Source organism: Streptomyces sp. NPDC087906, from assembly GCF_055584925.1.
The window spans coordinates 29,910-56,205 of the sequence record NZ_JBVJLC010000016.1; the positions used below are offsets into that span (position 1 = coordinate 29,910).

At 72.2% G+C, this 26,296-nt stretch carries 29 protein-coding genes, 1 pseudogene and 1 riboswitch; of the genes and pseudogenes, 17 read left to right on the plus strand and 13 right to left on the minus strand.

Annotated elements, in window-relative coordinates:
- Nucleotides 1-76 precede the first annotated feature (76 nt).
- Nucleotides 77-598, plus strand: coding sequence for a hypothetical protein (locus ACZ63I_RS32010; RefSeq protein ID WP_469342805.1), 522 nt, complete (start codon nt 77-79; stop codon nt 596-598).
- Here the strand turns inward: ACZ63I_RS32010 and ACZ63I_RS32015 are convergent.
- Nucleotides 592-1,182, minus strand: a complete 591-nt coding sequence (locus ACZ63I_RS32015; RefSeq protein WP_469342807.1) for a GNAT family N-acetyltransferase — start codon at nt 1,180-1,182, stop codon at nt 592-594. The two genes, ACZ63I_RS32010 and ACZ63I_RS32015, sit on opposite strands and share 7 nt — an antisense overlap.
- Nucleotides 1,183-1,213: 31 nt before the next feature.
- On the opposite strand from ACZ63I_RS32015, the gene ACZ63I_RS32020 reads away from it, so the two are divergent.
- Nucleotides 1,214-1,942: a hypothetical protein gene (locus ACZ63I_RS32020; RefSeq protein WP_469342808.1), complete on the plus strand. Its 729-nt coding sequence runs from the start codon at nt 1,214-1,216 to the stop codon at nt 1,940-1,942.
- On the opposite strand, the gene ACZ63I_RS32025 is transcribed toward ACZ63I_RS32020, so the two are convergent.
- Entirely contained in the window at nt 1,930-2,826 is an 897-nt protein-coding gene (locus ACZ63I_RS32025; protein WP_469342809.1) for a DUF6597 domain-containing transcriptional factor, read from the minus strand. The two genes, ACZ63I_RS32020 and ACZ63I_RS32025, sit on opposite strands and share 13 nt — an antisense overlap.
- Before the next feature lie 63 nt (nt 2,827-2,889).
- On the opposite strand from ACZ63I_RS32025, the gene ACZ63I_RS32030 reads away from it, so the two are divergent.
- The 3 genes from ACZ63I_RS32030 (at nt 2,890) to ACZ63I_RS32040 (ending at nt 4,386) form a co-directional block, all read left to right on the plus strand.
- On the plus strand, nt 2,890-3,459 hold the full coding sequence (locus ACZ63I_RS32030; protein WP_469342810.1) for a TIGR03086 family metal-binding protein: 570 nt from the start codon (nt 2,890-2,892) through the stop codon (nt 3,457-3,459).
- 100 nt (nt 3,460-3,559) lie between these two features.
- Nucleotides 3,560-3,964, plus strand: a complete 405-nt coding sequence (locus ACZ63I_RS32035) for a DnaJ family domain-containing protein (RefSeq protein WP_469342812.1) — start codon at nt 3,560-3,562, stop codon at nt 3,962-3,964.
- 149 nt (nt 3,965-4,113) lie between these two features.
- Nucleotides 4,114-4,386, plus strand: coding sequence for a GlsB/YeaQ/YmgE family stress response membrane protein (locus ACZ63I_RS32040; RefSeq protein ID WP_469342813.1), 273 nt, complete (start codon nt 4,114-4,116; stop codon nt 4,384-4,386).
- A 73-nt stretch (nt 4,387-4,459) separates the two neighbouring features.
- Here ACZ63I_RS32040 and ACZ63I_RS32045 read toward each other — a convergent pair whose 3' ends face one another.
- Entirely contained in the window at nt 4,460-5,044 is a 585-nt protein-coding gene (locus ACZ63I_RS32045) for a histidine phosphatase family protein (RefSeq protein WP_469342814.1), read from the minus strand.
- 41 nt (nt 5,045-5,085) lie between these two features.
- Entirely contained in the window at nt 5,086-5,721 is a 636-nt protein-coding gene (locus ACZ63I_RS32050) for an NAD(P)-dependent oxidoreductase (protein ID WP_469342815.1), read from the minus strand.
- A 176-nt stretch (nt 5,722-5,897) separates the two neighbouring features.
- On the opposite strand from ACZ63I_RS32050, the gene cbiE reads away from it, so the two are divergent.
- Together cbiE and cobM are read left to right on the plus strand one after the other, a co-directional pair.
- A complete protein-coding gene (cbiE, locus tag ACZ63I_RS32055; RefSeq protein WP_469342816.1) occupies nt 5,898-7,196 on the plus strand; it encodes a precorrin-6y C5,15-methyltransferase (decarboxylating) subunit CbiE in 1,299 nt (432 codons plus the stop codon).
- Entirely contained in the window at nt 7,193-7,945 is a 753-nt protein-coding gene (gene cobM / locus ACZ63I_RS32060; RefSeq protein WP_469342817.1) for a precorrin-4 C(11)-methyltransferase, read from the plus strand. The genes cbiE and cobM overlap by 4 nt, the downstream gene beginning before the upstream one ends.
- Before the next feature lie 55 nt (nt 7,946-8,000).
- On the opposite strand, the gene ACZ63I_RS32065 is transcribed toward cobM, so the two are convergent.
- The 4 genes from ACZ63I_RS32065 to ACZ63I_RS32080 all read right to left on the minus strand — a co-directional run bounded on the left by ACZ63I_RS32065 (nt 8,001) and on the right by ACZ63I_RS32080 (nt 10,570).
- A complete protein-coding gene (locus tag ACZ63I_RS32065) occupies nt 8,001-8,876 on the minus strand; it encodes a Vgb family protein (RefSeq protein WP_469342819.1) in 876 nt (291 codons plus the stop codon).
- 99 nt (nt 8,877-8,975) lie between these two features.
- Nucleotides 8,976-9,560: a VOC family protein gene (locus tag ACZ63I_RS32070; RefSeq protein WP_469342820.1), complete on the minus strand. Its 585-nt coding sequence runs from the start codon at nt 9,558-9,560 to the stop codon at nt 8,976-8,978.
- 10 nt (nt 9,561-9,570) lie between these two features.
- Complete coding sequence (locus ACZ63I_RS32075; RefSeq protein WP_469342821.1) at nt 9,571-9,930, minus strand: DUF1330 domain-containing protein; 360 nt, start codon at nt 9,928-9,930, stop codon at nt 9,571-9,573.
- A 388-nt stretch (nt 9,931-10,318) separates the two neighbouring features.
- On the minus strand, nt 10,319-10,570 hold the full coding sequence (locus tag ACZ63I_RS32080) for a hypothetical protein (protein ID WP_469342823.1): 252 nt from the start codon (nt 10,568-10,570) through the stop codon (nt 10,319-10,321).
- Nucleotides 10,571-10,787: 217 nt separating this feature from the next.
- Here ACZ63I_RS32080 and ACZ63I_RS32085 point away from each other — a divergent pair, with 217 nt between their 5' ends.
- The 5 genes from ACZ63I_RS32085 to ACZ63I_RS32105 all read left to right on the plus strand — a co-directional run bounded on the left by ACZ63I_RS32085 (nt 10,788) and on the right by ACZ63I_RS32105 (nt 12,793).
- Complete coding sequence (locus tag ACZ63I_RS32085) at nt 10,788-11,528, plus strand: helix-turn-helix domain-containing protein (RefSeq protein ID WP_469342825.1); 741 nt, start codon at nt 10,788-10,790, stop codon at nt 11,526-11,528.
- Complete coding sequence (locus ACZ63I_RS32090; protein ID WP_469342826.1) at nt 11,525-11,746, plus strand: DUF397 domain-containing protein; 222 nt, start codon at nt 11,525-11,527, stop codon at nt 11,744-11,746. The genes ACZ63I_RS32085 and ACZ63I_RS32090 overlap by 4 nt, the downstream gene beginning before the upstream one ends.
- Before the next feature lie 65 nt (nt 11,747-11,811).
- Nucleotides 11,812-12,006 carry a DUF397 domain-containing protein gene (locus ACZ63I_RS32095; RefSeq protein ID WP_469342932.1) on the plus strand — a complete coding sequence of 65 codons (195 nt, stop codon included), beginning with the start codon at nt 11,812-11,814 and terminating at the stop codon, nt 12,004-12,006.
- A 26-nt stretch (nt 12,007-12,032) separates the two neighbouring features.
- Complete coding sequence (locus ACZ63I_RS32100) at nt 12,033-12,491, plus strand: DUF397 domain-containing protein (protein ID WP_469342827.1); 459 nt, start codon at nt 12,033-12,035, stop codon at nt 12,489-12,491.
- Nucleotides 12,416-12,793: a nuclear transport factor 2 family protein gene (locus ACZ63I_RS32105; RefSeq protein ID WP_469342828.1), complete on the plus strand. Its 378-nt coding sequence runs from the start codon at nt 12,416-12,418 to the stop codon at nt 12,791-12,793. The genes ACZ63I_RS32100 and ACZ63I_RS32105 overlap by 76 nt, the downstream gene beginning before the upstream one ends.
- A 79-nt stretch (nt 12,794-12,872) precedes the next feature.
- On the opposite strand, the pseudogene ACZ63I_RS32110 reads toward ACZ63I_RS32105, so the two are convergent.
- A pseudogene (locus tag ACZ63I_RS32110) lies at nt 12,873-13,298 on the minus strand (helix-turn-helix domain-containing protein); the annotation flags it as partial.
- A gap of 248 nt (nt 13,299-13,546) precedes the next feature.
- Between ACZ63I_RS32110 and ACZ63I_RS32115 the strand changes: the two are divergent.
- Together ACZ63I_RS32115 and ACZ63I_RS32120 are read left to right on the plus strand one after the other, a co-directional pair.
- Entirely contained in the window at nt 13,547-14,002 is a 456-nt protein-coding gene (locus tag ACZ63I_RS32115; RefSeq protein WP_469342830.1) for a hypothetical protein, read from the plus strand.
- A gap of 70 nt (nt 14,003-14,072) precedes the next feature.
- Nucleotides 14,073-15,053: a hypothetical protein gene (locus ACZ63I_RS32120; protein ID WP_469342832.1), complete on the plus strand. Its 981-nt coding sequence runs from the start codon at nt 14,073-14,075 to the stop codon at nt 15,051-15,053.
- 8 nt (nt 15,054-15,061) lie between these two features.
- Here the strand turns inward: ACZ63I_RS32120 and ACZ63I_RS32125 are convergent, their stop codons facing one another.
- Nucleotides 15,062-16,180, minus strand: coding sequence for a cobalt-precorrin-5B (C(1))-methyltransferase (locus ACZ63I_RS32125; RefSeq protein ID WP_469342833.1), 1,119 nt, complete (start codon nt 16,178-16,180; stop codon nt 15,062-15,064).
- Nucleotides 16,181-16,233: 53 nt separating this feature from the next.
- Between ACZ63I_RS32125 and ACZ63I_RS32130 the strand changes: the two genes are divergently transcribed.
- Entirely contained in the window at nt 16,234-16,992 is a 759-nt protein-coding gene (locus tag ACZ63I_RS32130) for a cobalt-precorrin-6A reductase (RefSeq protein ID WP_469342834.1), read from the plus strand.
- A 10-nt stretch (nt 16,993-17,002) separates the two neighbouring features.
- Here the strand turns inward: ACZ63I_RS32130 and ACZ63I_RS32135 are convergent, their stop codons facing one another.
- The 3 genes from ACZ63I_RS32135 to cobG are packed head-to-tail and all read right to left on the minus strand — an operon-like array spanning nt 17,003 to nt 20,633.
- Nucleotides 17,003-18,631: a precorrin-2 C(20)-methyltransferase gene (locus ACZ63I_RS32135; RefSeq protein WP_469342835.1), complete on the minus strand. Its 1,629-nt coding sequence runs from the start codon at nt 18,629-18,631 to the stop codon at nt 17,003-17,005.
- Nucleotides 18,631-19,281: a precorrin-8X methylmutase gene (locus ACZ63I_RS32140; protein WP_469342837.1), complete on the minus strand. Its 651-nt coding sequence runs from the start codon at nt 19,279-19,281 to the stop codon at nt 18,631-18,633. The genes ACZ63I_RS32135 and ACZ63I_RS32140 overlap by 1 nt, the downstream gene beginning before the upstream one ends.
- Complete coding sequence (cobG, locus tag ACZ63I_RS32145) at nt 19,278-20,633, minus strand: precorrin-3B synthase (protein ID WP_469342838.1); 1,356 nt, start codon at nt 20,631-20,633, stop codon at nt 19,278-19,280. The genes ACZ63I_RS32140 and cobG overlap by 4 nt, the downstream gene beginning before the upstream one ends.
- 150 nt (nt 20,634-20,783) lie before the next feature.
- A riboswitch (cobalamin riboswitch) is annotated at nt 20,784-20,856 on the plus strand.
- Nucleotides 20,857-20,910: 54 nt separating this feature from the next.
- Here cobG and cobN point away from each other — a divergent pair.
- Together cobN and ACZ63I_RS32155 are read left to right on the plus strand one after the other, a co-directional pair.
- Nucleotides 20,911-24,558: a cobaltochelatase subunit CobN gene (cobN, locus tag ACZ63I_RS32150; RefSeq protein WP_469342839.1), complete on the plus strand. Its 3,648-nt coding sequence runs from the start codon at nt 20,911-20,913 to the stop codon at nt 24,556-24,558.
- Between the two features lie 445 nt (nt 24,559-25,003).
- Nucleotides 25,004-26,287, plus strand: a complete 1,284-nt coding sequence (locus tag ACZ63I_RS32155) for an alkaline phosphatase (protein ID WP_469342840.1) — start codon at nt 25,004-25,006, stop codon at nt 26,285-26,287.
- Nucleotides 26,288-26,296: the final 9 nt, after the last annotated feature.

Below are 26,296 nucleotides of genomic sequence, written 5' to 3' on the forward strand. Positions count from 1 at the left end.
GCCATGCGGGTGATCGCGGGCGCGCCGGGCTGACGGATGGTCAGGGTTGCGGTGTGATCATCTGTACCCTCCCGCCATGACTCCAATGCGTAAGTCGCTGCTGGTGGTGGTGTCCGCGATGACCCTGGTGGTGCTGGGCGCCGGGGCGGGGGCTGAGGCCGACTCGGGCGCGGGTACGGGGGCCGGTGGCAGCGCGCCCGGGGTCGGCATCGCGCCCGAGGCCGATGTGGCGCACCACGGGCGGGTGTCGCTGTGGAGCGGCGAGCTGGGGGTCCGGGTCGCCTCCGAGAACCACGGCCCTTCGCCGGTCGCCGACGCGACGGTACGGCTGGACTTCTCGGTGCCGCTGGTGCGCGGCCAGGAGCTGCCCGCGAACTGCCTGTGGGCCGGCGACCGGACCGTCCTGTGCCGCACCGGGCGGCTCCGGGCCGTCGGGCGGGGCGGCGAGACCGACATCGCGCTGCGGACCGTGGGCGATCCGGACGAGGCGGTCGTACAGATCGACACGGTGTGGAACGGCGGAGCCAGCGACCGCAACCCCGACAACAACAGGCACCGGGTGCTCGTACCGGCCACGGGTGACGCGTACGCCTACTGAGCGGAGACAACTGATCCGGGGAGAGTGGTGAGGTCGAGGCGCCAGTTGTTGCAGCGCATCGGGTGGCCCACCGGGTACTCGAAGTCCGCCTCCCCCTGGAGCGTGAAACCCGCCTTGCGGCACACCGCGTTCGACGGGGCGTTGTCGACGGACGGGAACGCGTGCAGGAAGCGGTGCTTGCGGGCCGCGCGGGCCTCGTCCACGACCGCCCGCGTCGCGGCCGGGGCGATGCCCTTGCCGTGGTACGCCGTGAGGACGCCCCAGCCCGACTCGTACACCGCCTCGCCGTTCCAGGTCTGCTCCCAGAAGCCGACCGTGCCGACCGGCCGCTCGCCTTCGCCGTTCTCGCCCTCGCCGTTCTCGGGACCGCCGTCCTCGGGGAGCAGCACGACGCGGAACATCCTGCCCTTGCCCGTACGGTCGGCGCTCAGCTCCACATAGCGCCGGTGGCGCTTCAGCACCTGCTCCGCCGTCTCGGGACCGCCGAGATGCGCCATCAGCTCCGGGGCGTTCATTCCGCGCAGCAGGTCGAGATCCCCCTCGGACCATGGATCAAGCCGTACCCGCGGTGCTTTGATCTCCATGTCACGAAACTCTAGGTGGGGGGTCTGACACATGGGCCGAACCGGCTTCCGCTCCGGCGTCTGGACCGTCGGGGCCGTACCGGACGGTGACGTCGCGGCCCTGCCGCTGCGGTTCAGCGACACCGAGGGCGCGTGGAGCGTGCCGGACGGGTACGCCGACGATCTGCGCTGGTGGCTCGAAGGCGGCGACCGCGCACCGTACTTCACGCCGGGTCCGACGGCAGCCGCCCGCCGGTTCGACGCGTTCGCGCGCAGCGGCGGGCCCACCGCTCCGGCGGTCGCCGCCATGAAGGAGGCGAGCGTCGACCTGCTGCGGGACGCGGGCGGCGGGACGGCGGCGCCGGACGCGCGCTTCGTCGTGTCCGTACCCGGCGGCGATCCCGCCATCGCGCTCTACCACGGTCTCGGCGCCGAGGCCGCCGCCCAACTGCCCGGTTCCTTCGGGGACTTCCTGCTGCGGGCCGACGAGGTACGTGGCGTGCTGCCGCACGCGGAGGCCGTTCTCGCGGTCACGGGACCACGGCGTACCGAAGTGCTCGCCAGGATCGACGCCTGGCTGTCGGCCATGTCGGCCGCGCCCGCCGACTTCGACTCCGCCGAGCTGCTGGCGGGCCCGCTGCGCGTCCTGCGCCACGCGGCGGCGACCGGGGCGGGCGCCCTCGGAGTCACCAGCCATGGCACCAGCGACGGTACGAGCGACGACACGAGCGACGACACGAGCGACGACACCAGCGGCGGTACGAGCGGTCAGCGCGCGTAGGCCGTCGGCGGCACCCCGACCGTCGCCGTGAAGTCCCGTACGAGATGGGCCTGGTCGCTGTAGCCGAGTTCGGCCGCCAGCTCGGCCCAGTCCACCTCGGCGCCGCCCGCACCCCCGGGGCCCTGGCCCGACTCGGCACGCTCCAGCGCCTCATGGATGCGGTAGCGCAGGATGACCCACTTGGGGCCCACCCCCACGTACGTCGCGAACAGCCGTTGCAGCGAGCGCGCCGAGATCCCCTCCGTCTCCGCGAGCGACGCCACCCGGCGGACCGTGCGGTCCGTCCTGATCCGGTCGGCCAGCCGCATCGCCAGCGCGACCTGCGGGTCGGGCTCGGCCGGCTCGGCCGGTTCGGCGGGTTCGCCGGGTTCGCCGAGATCAGCTACGCCCAGGAGGTACGTGTCGAGGGCTGCTACGGCGGCGTCGTCGCCCGCCTCGCCCGCCTCGCCCGCCTCGTCACCCGGCGGCGCCAGGATCGTCGCGATGTCCGTCTCCGTCGTCGGCAACGCCTCCGCCACCGGCAGCCGCTGCCCCGTCCACCGCGACACCGGCCACCGCGGCGCGAACGGCCGGAAACCGCCCGGCCTGAACTGCACCCCGCGCACCAGGCCGCGCCCCTCCAGCTTCTGCGTGAACAGGCCGAGGCCGATGCCCGCGACCTCCCCGAACGGCTCCTGCTCCCCGAAGTGCTGGAACACCACGTTCACCGAGGGGTGCGGTACGAGATGGGAGACGTACGGCCGGCTCAGATCCCAGTCGATCAGCCAGTAGTGCTCCAGATACGGCCGCAGCGCCGCTGCGGGCTCGCGGCGGCGGAACCGTACCTGCGCGAAGAGCTCCTGGGCGTCGACGATGCCCCGGGTGTCACGCCGTGGACCAGCCATGGAACCGATCCTATGTCGCGTTTCTTCAATACGCCGGGCTGTCCGCTCCCTAGGCTCGTGCCCATGACCGAGAAGATCAGCGAGCTGCTGCGCTCGGCGGCCGGCCGTACCGTCCCCGTCGTCCGCCGCATCACCGACGACCAGCTCACGGCGCCCACTCCGTGCGGTGAGTACGACGTCCGCGCGCTCGCCGCGCACCTCCTCCAGATCGTGGTCGCCTTCCGGGCGCTCGCCGCCAAGGAGCCGGCCGATCTCGGCTCAGCGCCGCCGCCGCTGACCGGGGACTGGCGCGAGCGGTTCGCGGCCGAGACGGACCGGCTCGTGCTGGCCTGGGAGGCGCCGGGCGCCGAGGACGGCGTCTCGCAGGGGATGGGGCTGCCGTCGCGCACCATCGGCGCGATGGGGCTCGGCGATCTGATGGTCCACGGGTGGGACCTGGCCCGCGCGACGGGACAGCCGTACGAGCTGGATCCGGCGCTCGTGGACGTACTCTGCGCCGAGTACGCGGCGCTGGCACCGACCGCCCGCACGATGGGGGTCTTCGGGGCAGAAGTGCCGGTGCCGGCCGAAGCGGGGCCGTTCGCCGCGCTGCTCGGCTTGACGGGCCGCGACCCGGACTGGGTGGGCCCGTAGCCGGAGAGCCCGATCCGTCGTCCGTCGGGGGCTCCTTCCGCCGCCGCCCCGGTCCGGGTGATGATGGAGGCGTATCTCGCTACGTAGCGGAGGACCGGGGATGACCGAGCGCAAGCCACCGGGCGTGAGCTTCGAGAGCTGGGCGGACCGGCAGATCAGGGAGGCCGAGGAGCGCGGCGCCTTCGCCGACCTGCCGGGCCTCGGCAAGCCGCTGGCCTCGCCGAACGCCCCGTACGACGAGCTGTGGTGGGTCAAGGACAAGATGCGCCGGGAGAACCTCTCCTACCTCCCGCCCACGCTCATGCTGCGCAAGGAGGCGGAGGACGCGCTCGTCGACGCGCGGGCGGCCCGCTCGGAGCGGCAGGTCAGAGAGATCCTGGCGGAGATCAACGAGAAGATCGCCGCGTGCCTGGCGAAACCGCCGCCGGGTCCGGTGCTGGGCATCAGGCCGTACGACGTCGAAGAGGTCGTACGGGACTGGCGGGAGCGCCACCAAGCCTCGTAGCGCGCTCCGTGCCGCGCTCCGTGCCGCGCTCCGCGACGCTCGCCATAACGCGCCCCCGCCGTGCGCCCCCTGCGTGAAACTAGTTTCAGCGGGCACATGTTCGCATGCACGCCACCGCGCGTTGCGGGTGCGGCGAAGAGGGAGCGGACATGGAGATTTCCGGCATCATCGCGGCCATCATCATCGGCATCATCATCGGTGTTCTGGGACGGCTGGTCGTACCGGGCCGTCAGCACATCGGGGTGATCTGGACGATCATCATCGGTATCGTCGCGGCGCTGATCGGCTCCGCCATCGCGAGCGGTATCGGCGTCGCCGACACGGACGGACCCGACTGGATCGAGTGGATCATCCAGATCGTCCTGGCGGCGGTGGGTGTGGCCGCTCTGGACCGGGCGAAGTCCCCGAGCCGCCGCCGCTGACCAGCGGCAGCGCGCGTCAGTCTTGCTCGGTCCCGTCAGCCATCAGCCATCAGCCGTCAGCCATCAGTGATCATCAGCCATCAGAGGACAGCGAACGGCCGCTGAGCAGGTTCCAGCGGCCGTTCCGTCCGCTCAGCTCCGTCGCGGTCAGCGGCCGTACGTCGATCCGCCAGAACGCCGATGCCGGTGCGCCGACGGCCAGGACGACGGCCGCCCGTACGACGTCCGGCTCGGCCACCACGACGACCCGGCCGCCCGTCGGCGTCAGCTCCCGCAGCCACGCGCCGACGCGCTCGTGCAGCGCCGCAAGCGACTCCCCGCCGTGCGGCGCCGCCGCCGGGTCCGCCAGCCACGCGGCCACCGACTCCGGTTCGGCGGCGGCGACTTCGTCCAGGGTGCTGCCCTGCCACCGGCCCACCGCGCACGGCGCGAGCGCGGGGAGTGGTACGGCCACCAGGCCGAGCGCCTCGGCTGTACGGACGCAGCGCGGCGACGGGGATACGCAGACCTCGGCGCGGCCTGCGGCGAAGGAGCCCGCCACGAACGGGCCGGCAGCCGCGACGGCCGCCGCGTCCAACCCGGCGTCGTCCGTGCTGAAGCGCGCCTCGCGCAGCGCCGTCGTCATGGCGGGGGAGATCAGCGTCAGCCGCGTGGTCATCCGCCGTCCCCCGCCCTCCGCCGCCGACAGTCGCTGTCGAGTCAGTTGCTGACGCCGACCGCGTGGCCGACCGTCTCCGGAACCGTAACGAAGTCCAGCATGGCCCGTGCGACATCCGCGCGGCTGATCGCGGAACCCGCCGGGCCCGCCTCGACGGCGTGCCGGTACGTGCCCTTGCCCGGCGCGTTCGTCAGCCGGGGCGGCCTGACCGACGTCCAGTCGAGTCCGCTGTCCCGCAGGGTCCGCTCCATCGTCTCCAGGTCGGTGTAAAGCTCCCTGAGCGCCGCCCACATGACCGGCATGACGAGCTTGTGCGTGAGCCACTGCTGGCCGGCTCCCGTACGGTTCAGCGGCGCCGCGCTGACCACCACCAGACGGCGTACACCGGTCGCGCGCATCGCCTCGACGGCCGCGCGCGCCGAGGCCGAGGCGGGCTTGAGCGGGTCCTTGCGGCCCGCCTGGCCCATCCCCGACAGCACGGCGTCCGCGCCGTCGACCACGTCCCGCAGGGACGCGGCGTCGAGCGCGTCGGCCCGTACGACCTCCAGGTCCGCGTGCTCGACGCCGAGCCGTGCCGGATCCCGTACGGCGGCCGTCACCTTGTGTCCGTCCGCCAGCGCGTGCGTGACGATCTGCCGCCCGACACCACCGGTCGCTCCGAGGACTGTGAGCTTCATGGCGTTGCCCTTCCCGAAAAGAGGCGGGTGAATGCTTCCCGCGTCCAGCTTCTTCGGCACGCCGCGTTTTCCCGAAGCGCTCGTGGGACCACCTTCGCGCGTCGGGCGGCTGACCGGCCCCACGTTAGAGTTCCCAGGTGAGCCGCCCACCGACTACTACTACCGACGCCGACGCCGTGACCGTCGTAGGGATCGGCGCCGACGGCTGGCGCGGACTGTCCGACCCGGCGCGGGCGGCGCTGCGCGGCGCCGACGTACTGATCGGCGGGCCGCGCCAGCTCGACCTGCTCCCCGGGGAGTGCGCGGGCGAACGGGTCCCGTGGCCCTCGCCGCTGCGGCCCGCGGTCCCCGGCCTGCTCGCCGCCCACGCGGGGCGCGCCGTCTGCGTCCTGGCCAGCGGCGATCCGATGTTCTACGGCATCGGCCGCGCCCTGACCGAGACCGTCGGCGCCGCCGCGCTGCGGATCCTGCCGCATCCGTCGTCCGTGTCGTACGCCTGCGCCCGGCTCGGCTGGCCGGTGGAGGACACCGACGTCGTCACCCTGGTCGGCCGGCCCGCCGACCGGCTCACCGCCGCGCTGCACGACGGGCGCCGGGTCCTGGTGCTGAGCGCGGGCGCCGCGACACCCGCCGAGGTGGCGGAGCTGCTGCGGGAGCGCGGTTACGGGCCGAGCCGGCTGCGGGTGCTCGAACAGCTCGGCGGTACGGACGAGCGGTGCGTCGAGGGAACCGCCGCCAACTGGTCGGCGCCCGAGGGCGATCCGCTGAACGTCGTCGCCGTCGAGTGCCGCCGCGACCCGACAGCGCCGCGGCTCGGCGCCGTGCCGGGGCTGCCGGACTCCGCGTACGAGCATGACGGCCAGCTCACCAAGCGCCATGTGCGCGCCGCGACGCTGGCCGCGCTGGCACCCGCGCCCGGCGAGTCGCTGTGGGACGTGGGCGGCGGGTCGGGTTCGATCGCCGTCGAGTGGATGCGTACGCACCCGTCCTGCCGCGCGGTGTCGGTGGAACGCGACCCGGCGCGCGCGGAGCGCATCGGCCGCAACGCGCGGGCGCTCGGCGTCCCCGACCTGCGGGTCGTCACCGGAGCCGCGCCCGCCGCCCTGGCCGAACTGGTCGAACTGCCGCCGCCGGACGCGGTGTTCGTCGGCGGCGGGCTGACGGCGCCGGGTCTGCTGGAGAGCTGCTGGGACGCGCTGCGGGTCGGCGGGCGGCTGGTCGCGAACACCGTGACGCTGGAGTCCGAGGCACTGCTGGCCGACTGGTACCGGCGCCACGGCGGGGAGTTGACGCGGCTCGCCGTCGCCCACGCCGTGCCGGTGGGCGGGTTCACCGGGTGGCGGCAGGCGATGCCGGTCACCCAGTGGGCCGTCACGAAACCCGCTGCCACGAAACCCGCCGTCACGAAATCCCCCGTCACGAAATCCCCCGTCACGAAACGCACGAGCGACACGGCCGTAGGAGACCAACGATGACGGTGTACTTCATCGGCGCGGGCCCCGGCGCCGCCGATCTGATCACGGTGCGCGGCGCCCGCAGGCTCGCCGCGTGCGAGGTGTGCCTGTACGCGGGCAGCCTCGTACCGCGCGAACTGCTCGCCGAATGCCCGCCGGGCGCCCGGCTCGTGGACACCGCGCGGATGGATCTGGACGGTATTACGGCGGAGTTGGCCCGCGCCCACGAGAACGGCCAGGACGTGGCCCGGCTGCACTCCGGCGACCCGTCGGTCTTCAGCGCCGTCGCCGAGCAGATGCGGCGGCTCGACGCGCTCGGCGTCCCGTACGAAGTCGTCCCCGGCGTACCGGCGTTCGCAGCCGCGGCTGCCGCGCTGAAGCGGGAGCTGACCGTGCCGACCGTCGGCCAGACGGTCATCCTGACCCGCGTCGCCCAGCAGGCCACCCCGATGCCGCCCGGCGAGGACCTGGCGACGCTGGGCCGCAGCGGCGCCCTGCTGGTGCTGCACCTCGCGGCCCGTTACGTCGACCGCGTCGTGGCCGAACTCCTCCCGCACTACGGTCCCGACTGCCCGGCGGCGGTGGTGGCGATGGCCAGCCGCCCGGACGAACTGATCCTGCGCGGCACGCTCGCCGACATCGCCGACCAGGTGAAGGCGGCGGGCGTGGTCCGCACGGCGGTGATCCTGGTCGGCCGCACGCTGGCGGCGACGCAGTTCCGCGACAGCCACCTGTACTCGACGGAACGCGACCGGAACCCGGCGGAGTAGCGCGGGCGTACGGGCTTACTCGGCTTCGGGCGTGCGGGCGTGCGGGCGTGCGGGGCTACGGGGCCAGCCGGGCGACCGCGCCCGATTCGAGGGCCGCCCAGAGCGCGCCGTCGGGGCCCACGGTGATGCCGTGCGGCTCGGACCCGGGGGTCGGGAGGTCGTACGGCGTGATCGTGCCCGTCCCGGTGATGTGCCCGATCCGGTTGGCTCCCCACTCCGTGAACCAGCAGTCCCCGGCGCCCGCCGCCACGATCGCGTGGGGCTTGGCCGTACGGTCGGGGAGGGGGAACTCCGTGATCTCGCCGGTCACCGAGATCCTGCCGATCTGACCCGCCGCGATCTCGACGAACCACAGGGCCGTGCCGTCGCTGGTGATGCCCACGGGCGCGGCGCCGGGGGTGGGGAGCGGGTGCATGGCGACGTCGCCGCCGACCGTGATGCGGCCGATGGCGTTCGCCTGGTTCAGGGTGAACCACAGCGCCCCGTCCGGGCCCGCGGTGATGGCCGAAGGAAAGGCCCCGGCGACGGGCAGCGCCAACTCGGTGATCTCCCCGCCGACGGTGATACGGCCGATCCGGTCGGTGCTCATCTCCGTGAACCACAGCGCACCGTCCGGACCTGCGGTGATACCGAAGGGTCCGCTGCCGGGCGTCGGTACGGGGAACGACTCCGCCTCGCCGCCGGTGGTGATGCGGCCGATCCGGTGGTCCCGGGACCGGGTGAACCACAGCGCGCCGTCGGGTCCGGGGGCGATGACCGTGGGGCCGCAGGCCGGTGAGTCCAGGGGGTGTTCCGTCAGCTTGCCGTCGAGGGTGAGACGCGCGATACGGCCGCTGTGCACCAGGGTGAGCCACAGCGCGCCGTCGGGCCCGGCCGTGATGCCGTAAGGCCCGGCGTCCTTGTCCGCCACGGAGATCTCGGACTGCTGCACGGCGACTCCTCGCAGACGCGGGTCATGGGTTGACCCACGCACCCTGTCTGCCGGGGGACGGCATGTGCAATCGCTTTTCTCGGCTCGTGGCTCAGGTGGTCAGGTGGGAAGTTCCGCGCCCGACTGCTCGCGCACCATGTAGTCCGCGTACCAGTCCGGCCAGTTCGCGTCCTCCTCGCCCGTCCGCTTCTCGTGCTCGCCGTGGGCCGCCGCCGCGCGGCGAAGCGAGGCGGCCAGGTCCGGGGTGGAGGTGAATGTCGTTCCGGCGGAGTCGACACGGCCCGGCAGCCGGCTGGTGACTTCCTGGAGCAGCCAGGTGTTGCCGTCCGGGTCGGCGAAGATCGCCAGGGACGAGTAGCTGTTGTGCCCGGGATCGGGGCCCGCCTCCGGTCCGTTCTCGCCGAGGTGGAAGATCTCACCCACGTCGGCACCCGCGGCCAGCAGGTCGTCGCGCGTCGCCGCGACGTCCGAGACGATCAAGTACAGCCGCTGGGCCGACCCGGGCGCGCCTGTCGTGAGGCCCTCACCGAACTGGACCGAGCACCACGAGCCGGGCGGCGTCAACTGGACGACCCACGGGGGAGTTTCGTCCAGCCGCCAGCCGATCTTCTGGTAGAACTCCCGCGCCCGGTCGACGTCCGAGACGGGCAGAGTGACCACTTCCAGCTTCATGTCGGCATGCATCACAGCCTCCTCAGGCAGCGTCCGCCGCCGCGATGGCGGCGCGAACCTGCTGGGCGAACCCGGCGACGGTGAAATCCGGGGCGACGCCCTCGATGAAGACCAAGTCACTGATGGCGCTGTTGATCCGCAGATGCCGGATCGCCCCGTATTCCGGCGAGTCGTACCACTCGCGGGCCGCGTCCATGCTCGGGAACTCCATCAGCACGGCAGAGTCCGGCCACGCGCCTTCGACCACCTCCACAGGCCCTTGAGCCAGCCACCGCCCGCCGAACGGCTTTGCGGTGGCCTCCACTTGATCCAGATACGAGAGCCCCTCCTCGGTGGGAACACCGCCGGGGATACGCAGATGATTGATCAGGTACGCCGTCATGGGACTCCGTCCCTTGCGCGCATAGTGGTGATTTCGCACGTTCCGTCCCAGCGTACTGCGGAACCGCGCCTTCTTCAGAGCGGCCCGCGCGCTCGGCGGCGTCCGCGCTCAAGAACCCGATGTGCGAGGCGAAGCCGGACAAGCTCCGAAACGCATCCGCGAAGAGATGGCCACGTGACCTGAGCGGGGGATTCGGGTGGCTTGGTTCGAAAGGCTTTGAGGGGGGATTACTCGAATCCCGTTGTGGTCGCGCGGAGTTCGGCGAGGAAGGCTTCGCGGTCGTGGTGGGCGGCCAGGAAAAGGCGGATCGTGGAGCGGCGGGTGGGTTTTCTTTTCGGCGTGCGCCGGCGCATCCGAAAGTTTGATCGGATGCGCCGCCCCAGCCGTCTCACGCACCCGGGCCGGTGTCCTCGGGGGTCTTGCTGTCGGGGCACTTCGGGTGGCCGCATTCGCAGGGGGGCCAGTCCAGGGCCGACTTGCGCAGGATCTCCCCTCCCTCGCCCTCGACCCAGGCCCCGGGCGCCTTGCTGACGATGAGGACGCCGTCCTGGCCGAACTCCTCCGTCATCTCCGCCAGCATCCTGCGGGCCTCGCTCGGGCCGCGAACAATGCTGGATTCAGGGGTCTTTGATTCCGCCATGAGTCGGGTACCTTTCACCGGGTCACGTGCTCTTCACGCTTTTCTCTCTCCACCATCGGCCCAACCGCGTACCGTGAGAAGCGTTTTGAGTCCCGAGCCCATCCATGGGAGCTTTGGAGGCAGTCAAATGGCCCGCCCTTCGCGCGAATTAACCCCCGACCTGTCAGCCCGACACTTGTTCGGTGCGAAGATGCGGGTCTTCAGGGAGCGGCACGGAATGACGCTGGAGTCGTTGGCGTCCGTCGTGCACATGAGTAAGAGCCATCTGTCGCGCATCGAGATCGCCGACTATGTGCCACCACCGGGTCTTGCGGCCCAGTTGGACGCCTGTTTCGGGACGGACGGGATCTTCCAGGAGCTGTACGCGCTGGCGCGCAAGGAGATTCATCCGGACAGGTATCGGCGGCGGATGGAGCTTGAGGCCCGCGCTCAGATCATCGAGGAGTTCTCGGGGCACACCGTTCCTGGGCTGGTGCAGACGGAGCCGTATGCGCGGCAACTCTTCCGTGAGACGCATCCGAAGGCCACTCGGGACAAGATCGAGCAGTTGGTGTCCGCACGGATGGGCCGTCAGGAGTTGTTGAAGGTCCATCCCGCCCCCGATCTGTTCATGATCCTTGACGAGGCCGTGATCCGGCGGCCCGTCGGGGGTCCGGCAGCGATGCGTGAGCAGCTCGGTCTTCTGGTGGATCTCTCGGACGGTCCTAACACCACCGTGCAGATCCTCCCGTTTTCCCATGGCGCGCATGCGCTTATGGGGGGTTCCTTGACGCTGCTGACGTTGGACGACAAGCACGTGGTGGCGTACGAGGAGAGCATTGCGACCGGCTCACTGCTCGAAGACCCGGAAAGCGTCAGGACCCGGCGCCGGGCCTACCATCAGATGAGGGCCTACGCCCTGCCGCCCCGCGACTCGGCGGCACTCATCCGATCGGCCATGGAGGCACTACCCACATGAGCACCACCCTGGACCTCTCTCTTGCGGAGTGGGTCAAGTCCACCTACAGCAACGGTGACGGCGGCAACTGTGTGGAGTGGGCGCCGAAGATCGCCGCATCCGGCGTCGTACCCGTACGGGACAGCAAGCGCCCCGCAGGCCCAGTCCTCTTCGTCGACGCTGACGGTTGGGCCGCGTTCGTCCACGCTCTGACCGATGACGGTTTTCCCATAGCTTGAGCCACAACAACGGACGGCCGGAACCTGCCTGGTGCGGGCTCCGGCCGTCCGTTTTCATGGATGGCATGTGGATTAAGTCGAGCTACAGCAACGGCGGTGGTGGCGACTGCGTGGAGTGGGCGCCGAAGATCGCCGCTGTGTCTGGTGTCGTACCCGTACGGGACAGCAAGGTCCCGGCTGGTCCGGTTCTTCGTGTCCGGGCAGAGGGTTGGGCTGCGTTCGTCCACGCTCTGAACGACGTTGGCTTTCCTGCGGCTTGAGCCGCGCACAACGACGGGCGGGCGGTATGTGGATCAAGTCCAGTTATAGCAACGGCGGTGGCGGCAACTGCGTCGAGTGGGCCCCGACCTCCGCCGCCGCCACCGGCCTCGTACCCGTACGCGACAGCAAGCGACCCGAAGGACCCGCGCTTCTCCCCGCGACAGCGAGCTGGGCCGTGTTCAGCACGTGGATCAAGTCCAGTTACAGCAACGGCAACGGTGGCGACTGCGTCGAGTGGTCGCCCGCTTCCGTCGCCGCCACCGGCCTCGTACCCGTACGCGACAGCAAGCGCCCCGGCGGGCCCGTTCTTCTCCTCACGACCGCTAGCTGGTCCGCGTTCGTTCACCGTGGTCGGGAGACGGCTCACGGGACGAGCGCGGTCCGCGAGGCGACTGGTATTACTGGTGCATGCAGGAAGAAACCGCGCGGTCAGCGATCGACACGTTCATCTCCGCGTTCAACGCCTCGGACGACAGCTACGTGACTGCGCTGCTCTCCCAGGCCATAACCTCGGACGTGGTCTTCTGGGGACCGTTGGGCCGCAGTGAGGGGATCGAGGCGGTCGAGCGGTTCGTGCTGGACATCCGGCGCCACCCCGCGGGGACCGGCACGATGGTGCGCTGTTCGGCGGTGGACATGCCGGACGAGTGGGCCCGGTACCAGTGGGTCTTCACGACGCCGGATGGAGGCCCCCGCCTGGCGGGAACGGACGTCGTCCATCTGCGGCGGAGCCTCATCGACCAGGTCATCGTCTTCGCGGGGGAGATCGAGCCGTCCGCCTCCTGAGTCATTCCCCTCTGGCGCCGTCCTTCTCCTGAACCGGCCCCGTTCGGGGCTCCGGGTCTGCCCAGCCGAGATCATCTTCACAACGCTTCGGGCGTCCGCCCCAACGGATGCCCTTCTCGCTGCGGATGCGGGCGCGTTCCTTGCGTTCGGCGGCCAGGACGTGCTCGATCCGGTCCGGCGTCGCCTCGCGGACGGGGTCGGTGGTGGCCGTCCGGACGACGAAGTCCTCGTCGTCATCGCTGAGCAGGCGGGGACGGCCTCCCGCCCACCGAGGGTTCAGGCAGGCCAGGCCGATCTCGTTGAACCGGTGGATCACATCGCGCACGGTGTCCTCGTCGGCCGCCACCAGCCGGGCGATCACCGGCACCCGATTCCCGCCGGCCGAGGCCAGCGGCATCATCGCGCGCCGACAGCGCACCGAGTCGGTGCTGCCTCGGCGCACGATCTGCTGCACCTGCTGCCCCTCCTGGCCGGTCAGTCTGGGCACACGGACAGGCTCGGCCACCGCGCCTCCAGCGGTCGGATCGGACGTCACCGCGTCTCCAACCGCCACGACGACCAACCCGGCGAACCTATGCGGTCACAGCACTGGCTGGTCCGTGTTTGTTCATGGGGTGAACGTCTTGGCCCGGCCTTGAACATTCCGCTGCCCCACGTATGGCCACGGCCTGTTGGGATGACATCAACTCCCCTTGGAACGGGGGAAGTTGCCATTCCGCATGCTGACCACATGTGAAGGATGTAGCTGACACCATGCGCATCAACAGAACGGCCGCAGTCGCCGTAGCGGCGATCGGACTTGTCGGAACGGGGCTGGCCATGGCGCCCGTCGCGTCCGCCGCACCGGGCAAACCCGCCTCAGCAGTCAAGCCCGCCGTCGTGCCGCCTGGCCACGACTGCACCGCCGGCTTCGTCTGCCTCTACTACAACTCCTCGGCGTACGGCTGGGGGGCCGTCTTCGCCACCGCCGCGCCTATCTCGGACTACCAGGACTGGCACTTCTACGCAGGCAAGAACGGCAGCGCCGGTGCGGGCCTGAGCGTGAAGAACCACGCCGCTTCCGTGGACAGTTGGGGCAACTCGACGTTCCGCATCTACTACAACAGCGGCTACAACTGCTCGGTGGCCTGCCAGGACATCCCCGCGCAGGGCAGCGGGGATCTGAACTCCTCGCTCAAGAACAACAACGCGTCCGGCAAGTTCCTGTGATGCGCGGGCCGGGGAGGGCTGTCGCTCTCCCCGGCTCCGTTCCACCGTTCACCTCAAGGAACTGGGACTCATGACCGTGCGCCGTCCGGCCGCCCTGCTTGCCCTCGGGTGTGCCGTCCTTCTGCTGCCGGGCTGTTCCTCCTCGTCCGACTCCTCGTCCGCTCCCTCGCCCGCGACCTCGCCTGCAGCTTCCCCCTCGCGAGCCGTCCCGGTGCTGACCGACGCCAACCACCGGGCCATGCCGCTGGATTCGTACCTGCTCAATCCGCGGCAGACCAAGACGATCAGCCAAGCCTCCGCGACCCTGGTCTCCCGGTGCATGCGACGGCTGCGCTTCGATTACGCCCCGCCGGTGCAGAGCGGCGACACGACCGGCATCGGCGCCGACGCGCCCACCACCCGCATGGACGGCTACTTCGGCTTCCAGACCATGGCTCACGCGAAGACCTTCGGCTATCACGCGGAAGGCGCGCCTTCGCAGGCCGGAGCGCAGGCCGGAGCGCAGGCCGGAGGCCGGCCCCCTTCGCTGTCCGCCGGTGAGAACACCGCGCTGACCGGTACGGCCGACCCGAACCGCAAGAACGGCCCCGGTGGGATGACCCTCAACGGCCGCACCGTCCCCGACCACGGCTGCGTCGGTGAGGCGAACCGGATTCTGACCGGCAGCGTCACGGGCAGCGCCGGCAACCCGGACTTTGTCGTGTCGCTCAAGTTCGACACGCTGGCCAAGGGGCAGCAGGACCCGCGGACACGCGCGGTGTTCGCCTCCTGGGCGGACTGCATGCAGCGCAAGGGCCACCCGTACGCCGACCCGCTCGCGGCCTCGGGCGACACCCGCTGGTCCGCAGGACCTGCGCCGACCGCCGAGGAACTGCGGGTGGCGGTGGCGGACCAGGAATGCCGTCGCGACGCGAACGTCGTCGGGGTGTGGTTCACGGTCGATTTCGGCTATCAGCAGGCGGCCGTGCAGCAGCACAGCGCGCGGCTGGACACCGTACGCCGGGCGATGACGGACCACCTGGCGGCGGCGAAGAAGGCGCTCGCTCCGTAGGCAGTCGTCTACGCGAGGTCGCTGCGGCCGACCACCGCGCCCGCCCGGTCGATGCAGATCACGTCGACCGTCACCGGCGCCCCGCGCAGGACCCGTAGCGCTTCGTCGCGGGCCTTCGCCGCGACCGCGTCGCCCAGCGGGACCCCGGCGGACTGGCAGAGGCGCAGCGCCGCCAGGCCGGTGTTGGCTTCCGCCACCTGCTCGGCCAGTTCGGCCGACGCGCCTCCCGCCGTCGCCAGCTCCGCCAGGAAGGGCTTGTCGACCTGGGAGCGGGCCGAGTGCAGGTCCAAATGGCCCGCCGCCAGCTTGGACAGCTTGGCGAAGCCGCCGCAGATCGTCAGCCGGTCGACCGGATGGCGGCGGATGTACTTGAGGACCGCGCCCGCGAAGTCGCCCATGTCGAGCAGCGCCAGCTCCGGCAGGTCGTAGGCCGTGCGGACGGTCTTCTCCGACGTGGAGCCCGTACAGCCCGCGACGTGCGTCAGACCCGCCGCGCGTGCCACGTCCACGCCCCGGCGGATCGAGTCGATCCAGGCCGAGCAGGAGTACGGGACGACGACGCCCGTGGTGCCGAGGATGGACAGGCCGCCGAGGATGCCGAGCCTCGGGTTCCAGGTGGAGCGGGCGATCTCCTCGCCGTCGTCCACGGAGACGGTGACCTCCACGTCGCCCGTACCGCCGTGCCGCGCCGCCACCTGCGCGAGGTGTTCGCGGATCAGCCGGCGCGGTACGGGGTTGATGGCCGGTTCGCCGACGTCCAGCGGCAGGCCGGGCAGGGTGACCGTCCCGACGCCGGGGCCCGCGCGGAAGACGACGCCCGCGCCGGGGCGCAGCTCCCGTACCGTCGCGCGGATCAGCGCGCCGTGGGTGACGTCCGGATCGTCGCCCGCGTCCTTGATCACTCCGGCCGAGGCGGCGTCGGCTGTGCGCTCCTCCGTCGCGAGGGCGAAGGACGGGGTGTGGCCCTTGGGCAGGGTGATGCTGACCGGGTCGGGGAAATCGCCGGTCAGGAGGGCGGTGTAGGCGGCGGTCGCCGCCGCCGTCGCGCAGGCGCCGGTGGTCCAGCCGGCCCGCAGACCGGTGTGTTCGAGTTGGGCGGCGCGCCCACCCCTGGCAGGCTCAGACATGGCACGACCCGTGACGGTGGCGGGCGAAGCGGGAACACGTGAAGGGATTGCCAGTGCTCCATGTGTTGATCCTCGGCGGTACGACCGAGGCGCGCGCCCTCGCCGGGCTGCTGCACGGGCGTCCTGAGCTGCGCGTCACGACGTCGCTCGCCGGGCGGGTCGCCCGGCCAGTACCGCCGCCGGGCGAGGTGCGGATCGGCGGGTTCGGCGGGGTGACAGGGCTGGCCGACTGGCTGCGTGAGCACCGTGTGGACGCGCTCATCGACGCCACCCATCCTTTCGCCGAGATCATCAGCTTCAACGCGGCACGTGCCGCCACCGCCGACCATGTTCCCCTGCTGGCCCTGCGGCGGCCGTCCTGGGTCCCCGCCGAGGGCGACGACTGGCACCCGGTCGGCTCATTGGAGGAGGCCGCGGACGCGCTGCCCGCCCTCGGGGCGCGGCGGGTGTTTCTCACGACCGGCCGAACGGGGCTCGCCGCTTTCGCCGACCTGGACGACGTGTGGTTCCTCGTACGGTCCGTCGACCCGCCCGAGCCGCCGCACCCGGCCCGGATGGAGCCGCTGCTGGACCGGGGGCCCTTCACGCTCGACGGGGAGCGGAAGCTGCTGCGGAAGCACAAGGTCGACGCCGTGGTGACGAAGGACAGCGGCGGCGCGGCCACGGCGCCGAAGCTCGCCGCCGCCCGGGAGGCCGGGCTGCCGGTCGTCGTCGTACGGCGGCCCGCGATGCCGGCGGGGGTGGCGGTGGTGTCGACGGCGGACGAGGCGGCGGCGTGGCTGGAGCAGTTGTCGGTGCGGCTGGGGGAGTGACGGACGGGATCTACCGCTCCGGGTAGCGGCGCGGGGTCCACACGACCTGGTCGCCCTCGCCTCCGTTGCCGTCGCCGCGTCGTACCGTCACCGTCTGGGACGAGCCCACCAGCAGGATCGTCCGCATGTCGACCTGTGCCGGGTCCAGGTCGGCGAGCCGGACGATCCGTACCCGCTCCTCGGGACCGCCGACATCGCGCGCCAGCACCACCGGGGTGTCGGGGGCGCGGTGTTCGAGCAGCAGCTCGCGTGCCTTGCCGACCTGCCAGGTGCGGCTGCGGGAGCCGGGGTTGTAGAGGGCGAGGACGAGATCGGCCGCCGCTGCCGCGTGCAGCCGTTCCGCGATGACCTCCCACGGCTTGAGCCGGTCGGAGAGCGAGATGACCGCGTAGTCGTGGCCCAGCGGCGCACCCACGCGGGAGGCGGCGGCGTTGGCCGCCGTCAGGCCCGGCAGGATCCGTACGGGCACGTCGCGGTACGGGTCGGTGGACGCGACCTCCAGGACGGCGGTGGCCATGGCGAAGACGCCCGGGTCGCCGGAGGAGACGACCGCCACGCGCCGGCCGCGCTTGGCGAGGTCCAGGGCGAACTCGGCGCGCTCCGACTCGACCTTGTTGTCGGACGGGTGGCGCCGCTGGCCTGCCCGTACCGGCACGCGGTCGAGGTACGTCGTGTAGCCGACGAGATCCTCGGCGGCGGCCAGCTCGCCGCGCGCCTCGGGGGTCAGCCACATGGGGCCTGCGGGGCCGGTGCCGATGACGACGACCTCGCCGCGCTCGGGGGTCTGGGCGGGCGGTGCCGGCTTCGGTACGGCGCCGACGCGGCTGGGCAGGACGGCGACGGCGAAGTACGGGACGGAGTCCGGGTCGGCGTCGGCGAGGGGCAGGGTGCGTTCGCCGCTCATCGTGGCGCGCTCGACGTACTGGGCGTCGGGGAGCCGGCCCGCGCGCTCGATCGCGCGGCGGACGGCGGGGAAGGTGCGGCCGAGCTTCATCACCACCGCAGAGTCGGCGGACGCGAGGCGGGCCGTCAGCTCCTCCTCGGGGAGGGTGCCGGGCAGGACCGTCAGTACCTCCTCGCCCTCGACCAGCGGCGTACCGAGCCGGGCGGCGGCGGCGCTGACGGAGGTGACGCCGGGGACGACCTCGGTGGGATAGCGGGTGGCGAGCCGCTTGTGCATGTGCATGTACGAGCCGTAGAACAGCGGGTCGCCCTCGGCGATCACGGCGACCGTGCGGCCCGCGTCCAGATGCGCGGCGAGCCGGGCGGCGGACTCGGCGTAGAAGTCCTCCATGGCGCCCTGGTAGCCGCCGGGGTGGTCGGTGGTCCCGGTGGTGACCGGGTAGACGAGCCGCTCCTCGATGTGGTCGGGGCGCAGGTGCTCGGCGGCGATGGAGCGGGCGATGGAGCGGCCGTGCTGGGCGCAGTGGTACGCGACGACGTGGGCCTCGGCGATGACCTGGACGGCGCGGACGGTCATGAGGGAGGGGTCGCCGGGGCCGAGGCCGACGCCGTAGAGCTTGCCGGTGGGTGCGGTGTCGCCGCTGGTCCCGCCGGTGCGTGCGGTGTTCCCAGCAGTGGTCGCTTCGTTGGTCGCTTCGTTGGTCGCTTCGGTGTTCTCTGCGCTGTGCTGGGTCACTACTCTTCCTCGCTCGCGATCGCGTTGATGGCCGCCGCCGCTATCGCGCTGCCGCCGCGCCTGCCCCGTACGACGAGGTGCTCCAGACCCGAGGGGTGCGCGGCGAGCGCGTCCTTCGACTCGGCGGCGCCGATGAAGCCGACCGGGACGCCGATGACGGCCGCCGGGCGGGGTGCGCCGTCCTCGATCATCTCCAACAGCCGGAAGAGCGAGGTCGGCGCGTTGCCGACGGCGATGACCGCGCCGCCCATCCGCTCCCGCCACAGCTCCATGGCCGCCGCGCTGCGGGTCGTACCCAGTTCGGCGGCGAGGGCGGGGACGGCGGGGTCGGCGAGGGTGCAGACGACGTCGTTGCCTGCGGGCAGCCGCTTGCGGGTGACGCCGCTGGCGACCATCGAGACGTCGCACAGGATCGGCGCGCCGGCCCGCAGCGCCTCGCGGGCGCGGGCCACCACGCCGGTGGTGTAGCCGAGGTCGGCGACCAGGTCGACCATGCCGCAGGCGTGGATCATCCGGACGGCGACCTGCGCGACGTCGGCGGGCAGCCCGGTGAGGTCCGCCTCGGCGCGGATCGTGGCGAACGAGCGGCGGTAGATCGCCGCGCCGTCCTTCTCGTAGTCGAACGCTGTGGACACAGGGGTCTCGCTCATCTCGTCTGTCGCCATGGTTGGTAGGTGCCTTCGCCCGTCGCGACGAGGTCGACCCAGCCTTCACCGGTCGGATGCCCGCAGCGCCGGGCGCAGCCCGACCAGTGGACGGGCGGGTCGTCCGGGTGTTGCCGGGGGGTCGCGTCGGACCGTACGTCGGACAGCGCCTTCGCACACCCGGGCCGCCCGGTGCACGCGCTGACGCCGTACCAGGGGGAGTCGGCGTCGGTGATCAGGCCCGCCGAGTGGAGGCGGGCCAACAGGTCGCGCGCGGCGCCGGGATCGAGCCCGGGGATCACGACGCCCCGCCAGGGGGTGACGCGCAGCTCACCGGGCGCGGCGTGGGCGGCGTACAGCAGCCGCCACTGCGCGACGGTGAGGCGGCCGAGCGGCGCGTGGACGGAGACGGCGACGGTGCCGTCGCGGGGGGAGTGGATCAGCCCGGGGGGCGGCTGCCGCTGCCCGGGGGGCTGCTGCTGCCCGGGGGCGTGGGGGTACGGGATGACGCCTCGGCCCGCCGGGGTCCCCCCGGCCGCCAGCAGGCCCGCCGCCCGCAGCGTCCCTTCCACCGCCGCGTCCAGGTCGTGGCCCGCCGGCAACTCCCGTACGCGCCAGGCGCCCGAGCCGCCCGCCGCTGCCACCGTGAGGAACGTCTCCGCCGTCAGCAGCGCCGCCTTCGGGGCGTTCGCGGCGGAGACCGCCAGGCCGTCGGTGCTGTTCGCGGCGGAGACTGCCAGGCCGTCTGTCCTGTTCGCGGCGGAGACCGCCAGGCCGCCTGTCCTGTTCGTGCCGGTACGTACCAGAGCCGAGCCGTCGGGCCGTGCGAGCAACGTCACATCGGCGGCCAGCTCCGCGACGTCGCCCCGGCCGTCGTCCAGGGCGAACAGGAAGCGGCCGGACAGGGCGGTCGCCGCCGGGCTCGCGCAGAGGAGGGTGTCCAGCTCGCGGGCCCACAACTGGACGTCCGTGTAAGGGACTTCGTCCAGGCCGGCCAGCGGGGACGCGACGATGTTGCGGACCCGTTCGTGCTCCTCCGACGGCAGCAGGCCCGCCTCGTACAGCAGTCGTGCCAGCTCGCCGCCGCAGCTCTCGCCCAGGCCGCGGAGCTGGACGTTGCCACGGGACGTGAGGTCGAGACGGCCGTCGCCGAGGCGCTCGGCGGCCGACGCCAGGACCTCTGCCTGACGGAACGTCAGGAGTCCGGCGGGCAGCCGCAGTCGCGCGAGCCGGCCGTCGTCGGCCGTATGCAGCCGCAGCGCGCCGGGGCACGCGTCGCCGCGCGCGCGTACGGCGGGACCGCGCTCCCGGGCGGGAGCTTCGTCCCGGTTCACGGGTGTTGGCGAGGTCGGCGGCATGGCGGCGAGCATACCCACGTGCGCCCCTCGCACCCCCGGTCGGACGGCGGGCTCCCGCAGGCGCTCTCCCCGCCCGTGACCTGCACCACCTACTATGCAGAGCGGCGGGCCGCCCGATCCGGGCCCGCCATCGCCAGGACGGCGACCAGGGAGGAAGCCCGGTGCGAAGCCGGCGCGGTCCCGCCACTGTGAGCCCGGCGAAAGCCGGGCGAGCCAGGAACTCCCGCCGTCCGACCTACCGCCCGGGGCGCGGACCCCGAGGAAGGCCAGCCGGCTCATGATCCTGCTCCTGTCCACGTCCGACACCGACCTGCTCAGCGCGCGCGCCGCCAACGCGGCCGAGAGCCCGGTCCCGTACCGCTTCGCGAACCCCGCGCGGCTGCCGCTCGACGAGCTGCCCGCGCTGCTCGACGGCGCCGACCTCGTGGTCGTACGGCTCCTCGGCGGACTGCGCGCCTGGCAGGACGGCATCGACCTGCTGCTCGCGCGCGACCTGCCTGTGGTGGTCCTCACAGGCGAGCAGGCGCCCGACGCGCAGTTGATGGAGGCGTCGACCGTCCCGATCGGGATCGCGGCCGAGGCGCACGCGTACCTCGCGCACGGCGGCCCTGCCAACCTGGACCAGCTCGCGCGGTTCCTGTCCGACACGGTGCTGCTGACGGGGCACGGCTTCGAGCCGCCCGCCCCGGCGCCCACCTGGGGCGAGTTGGAGCGGCCGGTGTCCGCGTCCGCGTCCGCGTCTGCGGGCGGGCCGCTGATCGCCGTGCTCTACTACCGCGCCCACCACATGAGCGGCAACACCGCCTTCGTCGACACCCTCTGCTCGGCGATCGAGGACGCGGGCGGCCGGGCCCTCCCGCTGTACGTCGCGTCGCTGCGCGCCCCCGAACCCGAACTGCTGGCCGCGCTGGGCGCGGCCGACGCGCTCGTCACGACCGTGCTCGCCGCCGGGGGTACGAAGCCCGCGCAGGCGTCGGCAGGCGAGGACGACGAGTCGTGGGACGCGGGCGCGCTCGCCGCGCTCGGGGTGCCGATCCTCCAGGCGCTGTGCCTGACCGGGTCGCGTGCCGCGTGGGAGGAGAGCGACGAGGGCCTGTCGCCGCTGGACGCGGCCGGGCAGGTGGCCGTACCGGAGTTCGACGGGCGGCTGATCACCGTACCGTTCTCCTTCAAGGAGATCGACGAGGACGGGCTGCCCGCGTACGTCGCCGACCCGGAGCGGGCCGCGCGCGTGGCCGGGATCGCCGTACGGCACGCGCGGCTGCGCCATATCCCCAACCCCGACAAGCGGTTGGCGCTCGTCCTCTCCGCTTACCCGACCAAGCACTCGCGGATCGGCAACGCCGTCGGGCTCGACACCCCGGCGAGCGCGGTCGCGCTGCTGCGCCGACTGGCCGCCGAGGGCTACGACTTCGGCGCCGAGCCCGTACCCGGCCTGGAGTCCGGCGACGGCGACGAGCTGATCTACGCGCTCATCGAGGCCGGCGGGCACGACCAGGAATGGCTCACCGAGGAGCAGTTGGCCCGCAACCCGGTGCGGATACCGGCCGCCGACTACCGGCGCTGGTACGGGCAACTGCCCGCCGTGCTGCGGGAGTCGGTCGAGCGGCACTGGGGACCGCCGCCGGGCGAGATGTTCCTGGACCGCAGCCGGACCGCGAACGGCGGTGACCCGGACGGCGACATCGTGCTGGCCGCGCTGCGCCGGGGCAACCTGCTGATCCTCATCCAGCCGCCGCGCGGCTTCGGCGAGAACCCCATCGCGATCTACCACGACCCCGATCTGCCGCCCTCGCACCACTACTTGGCCGCCTACCGCTGGATCCAGGCGTCCCAGGAGGACGGCGGCTTCGGCGCCGACGCGATGATCCACCTCGGCAAGCACGGCAACCTGGAATGGCTGCCCGGCAAGAACGCCGGCCTGTCCGCCGCCTGCGCGCCCGACGCGGCCCTCGGCGATCTGCCGCTGATCTACCCGTTCCTGGTCAACGACCCGGGCGAGGGCACCCAGGCCAAGCGCCGCGTGCACGCGACGCTCGTGGACCACCTCGTACCGCCGATGGCCCGCGCCGAGTCGTACGGCGACATCGCGCGCCTGGAGCAACTGCTCGACGAGCACGCGTCGATCGCGTCGATGGACCCGGCGAAGCTGCCCGCGATCCGCGCCCAGATCTGGACCCTGATCCAGGCCGCCAAGCTCGACCACGACCTGGGGGTGGCGGACCGCCCGGAGGACGAGGGCTTCGACGAGTTCATCCTCCATCTCGACGGCTGGCTCTGCGAGATCAAGGACGCGCAGATCCGCGACGGGCTGCACGTCCTCGGCGGCGCCCCGGCCGGCGACGCGCGCGTCAGCCTCGTCCTGGCCATCCTGCGCGCCCGGCAGATCTGGGGCGGTACGGCCTCGCTGCCCGGACTGCGCGAGGCGCTCGGCCTGGACGAGTCGGCGGCGACCCGCACCACGGCCGACGAGGCGGAGGAGCGGGCGCGTGCGCTCGTACAGGCGATGGAGGACGCGGACTGGGACCCGGCCGCCGTCGCGGGCGTAACGGCCGGGCACGGCAAGGCCGTTGCGGACATCCTGGAGTTCGCGGCCCGCGAGGTCGTGCCGCGGCTCGCCGCGACGACGGACGAGATCGACCACGCCGTCCTCGCGCTGAACGGCGGCTTCGTACCGTCGGGGCCGTCCGGATCGCCGCTGCGCGGCCTGGTCAACGTCCTGCCGACGGGCCGCAACTTCTACTCCGTCGACCCCAAGGCCGTACCGTCCAGGCTCGCCTGGGAGACCGGCCAGGCGCTCGCCGAGTCGCTCCTGGAGCGCTACCGCACCGACAACGGCGACTGGCCGACCTCGGTGGGGCTCTCCCTGTGGGGCACGAGCGCGATGCGCACCTCGGGCGACGACATCGCCGAGGCACTGGCGCTGCTCGGGGTGCGGCCCGTCTGGGACGACGCGTCGCGGCGGGTGACCGGCCTGGAGGCGGTGCCGGCCGCCGAGTTGGGCCGCCCCCGCATCGACGTCACGCTGCGCATCAGCGGCTTCTTCCGCGACGCGTTCCCGCACGCCATCGGGCTGCTGGACGACGCCGTACGGCTCGCCGCCTCGCTCGACGAGCCCGCGGAAGCCAACTACATCCGCGCGCACGCCCAGGCGGACCTGGCGGAGCACGGCGACGAACGCCGCGCCACGACCCGTATCTTCGGCTCCCGGCCCGGCACGTACGGCGCGGGCATCCTGCAACTCATCGACAGCCGCGACTGGCGCACCGACGCCGACCTCGCCGAGGTCTACACGGCGTGGGGCGGGTACGCGTACGGCCGCGAACTCGACGGGCGCCCGGCGCGCGGCGAGATGGAGACGGCGTACAAGCGCATCGCCGTAGCGGCGAAGAACACCGACACCCGCGAGCACGACATCGCGGACTCCGACGACTACTTCCAGTACCACGGCGGCATGGTCGCGACCGTGCGCGCGCTCAAGGGCACGGCGCCCGAGGCGTACATCGGCGACTCGACCCGGCCCGAGACGGTCCGCACCCGCACCCTGGTCGAGGAGACCTCGCGGGTCTTCCGCGCCCGGGTGGTCAACCCCCGCTGGATCGCGGCGATGCGGCGGCACGGCTACAAGGGCGCCTTCGAACTGGCGGCGACCGTCGACTACCTCTTCGGGTACGACGCGACGACGGGCGTCGTGGCCGACTGGATGTACGACAAGCTCACGGAGACGTACGTACTGGACCCGGAGAACCGGCAGTTCCTCCAGGAGGCCAACCCCTGGGCGCTGCACGGCATCGCGGAGCGGCTGCTGGAGGCGGAGTCGCGCGGGATGTGGGCGAAGCCGGACCCGGCGGTGCTGGACGCGCTGCGGGCGGCGTTCCTGGAGACGGAGGGGGAGTTGGAGGGGTCTGCGGAGGGGACCGAGTAGGGGACGGCGGCGGGGCCTCGGCGTAGAGGTCTTCGCCGGGTTCCACGGCGGGCTCTACGGCGGGACCGCGTTGGGCCCCTCGGCGGGACCCGCGTAGAGGTCCCCGCCGGGCTCTTCGCCGGGCTCGCCGAACCCCTCCCCGGGCGGGAACGCCTCGCCGGGCTCCACGGCGGACGAGAACGTCCCCGGGCGAGAACGTCCCCGGGCGAGAACGTCCCCGGGCGGGAACGCCTCGACCGCGCCCCCCCCGGGCGAGAACTCACACCCGCACCCTCGCCGCGCCCCCACGCCCCACGCCGTCAGCTACCGGCCACTCCACGTTCACCCGCGTTCTCCGGGCAGTACCCCATGCCCGCCTATGGTCCCGGCGATGCCTTGGTGATGCGCGGGCGATGCCTGCGCAAAGCCGGGTAAAGACTCTCTAGGAGCGGTTGTGGACAAGAACGTGCGAAACACACGAATGTGGAGTGCGTCCGTGGCGGCGGCCGCGACAGCGGTCGTGGCGACCATGGTGATCAGCCCGACGCTCGGGGCCTCCGCGAGCGCCCCGCAGGTCGCGGCGAAGGCCAAGGCGCCGCAGGCGAAGAACGTCATCTTCATCAACGGTGACGGCATGGGCGCCGCGGCGCGCGAGGCGGCCCGGCTGAACCTGACCGGTCTGTACGGTCAGTTGAACATGGACAAGCTGACCAACTCCGGCCAGCTCACCACGACTCCGGACGACCCGAAGGCCGTCATCACGGACTCGGCCGCAGCCGCCACCGCCTGGGCGACGGGCGAGAAGACGTACAACGGCGCCATCAGCGTCGACGTCGACGGCAACCGTCTCGCCACGCTCGGCCAGCAGGCCAAGTCGGCGGGCAAGGCGACGGGCCTCGTCACCACGGCGCAGGTCACCGACGCCTCGCCCGCGGCCTTCTTCGCCAACAGCGCGGACCGCAGCAAGCAGGACGACATAGCGCGCCAGTACCTCGACGTCAGCAAGCCCGACGTGATCCTGGGCGGCGGCGAGGACTGGTGGCTGCCGAAGGGCACCCCCGGCGCGTTCAAGGACAAGCCCGCCGAGGACCCGGCCGAGGGCAGCGTCGGCACCCAGGGCAACCTCATCAACAAGGCCAAGAAGGCCGGTTACTCGTACGTCTCCAGCGCCAAGCAGCTCGAAAAGGCCAAGAACGGCAAGATCCTGGGCCTGTTCAGCAACGAGGAGATGTTCCAGCAGCGCCCCGAGGGCCAGGGCGACATCTACAACCCGGTGGTCGACCTGCCGACCATGACGAGCAAGGCCCTGGGCAGCCTGGAGAAGAACAAGAAGGGCTTCTTCCTCATGGTCGAGGAGGAGGGCACCGACGAGTTCGCGCACTCCAACAACGGCGCCAAGGTCCTTCAGTCGATGCAGCAGTTGGAGAAGACGGTCGCGGTCGCGCGCGCGTACGTGGCGACGCACCCCGACACCCTGCTCGTCGTCACCGCCGACCACGAGACGGGCGGCCTGGCGGTCGAGGAGACCGACACCGCCGACGAGTCGGGCGACGCGATCTCGGCCGAGGACGGTCCGTTCTCGATCCGCGGCAGCGAGAAGAAGTTCTACATCGACTGGACGACGTCGGGCCACACGAGCGTGGACGTGACGGTTACGGCGAGCGGCCCGCTCTCGGACCGCTTCTCGGGCAAGCACCCGAACACGTACGTGCACGACGTGCTGTCCGAGGTCCTGGCGCCGCGGCGCTGACGACGCAAG

Excerpts from the sequence above, each read along its gene's own strand:
- ACZ63I_RS32040 (WP_469342813.1), top strand. The coding sequence starts at position 4,114 with ATGGAGATTTCCGGCATCATCGCGGCCATCATCATCGGCATCATCATC.
- cobG (WP_469342838.1), bottom strand. The coding sequence starts at position 20,633 with ATGCCGCCGACCTCGCCAACACCCGTGAACCGGGACGAAGCTCCCGCC.
- ACZ63I_RS32035 (WP_469342812.1), top strand. The coding sequence starts at position 3,560 with ATGACCGAGCGCAAGCCACCGGGCGTGAGCTTCGAGAGCTGGGCGGAC.
- ACZ63I_RS32080 (WP_469342823.1), bottom strand. The coding sequence starts at position 10,570 with ATGGCGGAATCAAAGACCCCTGAATCCAGCATTGTTCGCGGCCCGAGC.
- ACZ63I_RS32075 (WP_469342821.1), bottom strand. The coding sequence starts at position 9,930 with ATGACGGCGTACCTGATCAATCATCTGCGTATCCCCGGCGGTGTTCCC.
- ACZ63I_RS32050 (WP_469342815.1), bottom strand. The coding sequence starts at position 5,721 with ATGAAGCTCACAGTCCTCGGAGCGACCGGTGGTGTCGGGCGGCAGATC.
- ACZ63I_RS32020 (WP_469342808.1), top strand. The coding sequence starts at position 1,214 with ATGGGCCGAACCGGCTTCCGCTCCGGCGTCTGGACCGTCGGGGCCGTA.
- ACZ63I_RS32030 (WP_469342810.1), top strand. The coding sequence starts at position 2,890 with ATGACCGAGAAGATCAGCGAGCTGCTGCGCTCGGCGGCCGGCCGTACC.
- ACZ63I_RS32045 (WP_469342814.1), bottom strand. The coding sequence starts at position 5,044 with ATGACCACGCGGCTGACGCTGATCTCCCCCGCCATGACGACGGCGCTG.
- cobN (WP_469342839.1), top strand. The coding sequence starts at position 20,911 with ATGATCCTGCTCCTGTCCACGTCCGACACCGACCTGCTCAGCGCGCGC.
- cobM (WP_469342817.1), top strand. The coding sequence starts at position 7,193 with ATGACGGTGTACTTCATCGGCGCGGGCCCCGGCGCCGCCGATCTGATC.
- ACZ63I_RS32120 (WP_469342832.1), top strand. The coding sequence starts at position 14,073 with ATGACCGTGCGCCGTCCGGCCGCCCTGCTTGCCCTCGGGTGTGCCGTC.
- ACZ63I_RS32105 (WP_469342828.1), top strand. The coding sequence starts at position 12,416 with ATGCAGGAAGAAACCGCGCGGTCAGCGATCGACACGTTCATCTCCGCG.
- ACZ63I_RS32100 (WP_469342827.1), top strand. The coding sequence starts at position 12,033 with ATGTGGATCAAGTCCAGTTATAGCAACGGCGGTGGCGGCAACTGCGTC.
- ACZ63I_RS32010 (WP_469342805.1), top strand. The coding sequence starts at position 77 with ATGACTCCAATGCGTAAGTCGCTGCTGGTGGTGGTGTCCGCGATGACC.
- ACZ63I_RS32085 (WP_469342825.1), top strand. The coding sequence starts at position 10,788 with ATGACGCTGGAGTCGTTGGCGTCCGTCGTGCACATGAGTAAGAGCCAT.
- ACZ63I_RS32140 (WP_469342837.1), bottom strand. The coding sequence starts at position 19,281 with ATGAGCGAGACCCCTGTGTCCACAGCGTTCGACTACGAGAAGGACGGC.
- ACZ63I_RS32070 (WP_469342820.1), bottom strand. The coding sequence starts at position 9,560 with ATGCATGCCGACATGAAGCTGGAAGTGGTCACTCTGCCCGTCTCGGAC.
- ACZ63I_RS32015 (WP_469342807.1), bottom strand. The coding sequence starts at position 1,182 with ATGGAGATCAAAGCACCGCGGGTACGGCTTGATCCATGGTCCGAGGGG.
- ACZ63I_RS32090 (WP_469342826.1), top strand. The coding sequence starts at position 11,525 with ATGAGCACCACCCTGGACCTCTCTCTTGCGGAGTGGGTCAAGTCCACC.
- ACZ63I_RS32095 (WP_469342932.1), top strand. The coding sequence starts at position 11,812 with ATGTGGATTAAGTCGAGCTACAGCAACGGCGGTGGTGGCGACTGCGTG.
- ACZ63I_RS32125 (WP_469342833.1), bottom strand. The coding sequence starts at position 16,180 with ATGTCTGAGCCTGCCAGGGGTGGGCGCGCCGCCCAACTCGAACACACC.
- ACZ63I_RS32115 (WP_469342830.1), top strand. The coding sequence starts at position 13,547 with ATGCGCATCAACAGAACGGCCGCAGTCGCCGTAGCGGCGATCGGACTT.
- ACZ63I_RS32025 (WP_469342809.1), bottom strand. The coding sequence starts at position 2,826 with ATGGCTGGTCCACGGCGTGACACCCGGGGCATCGTCGACGCCCAGGAG.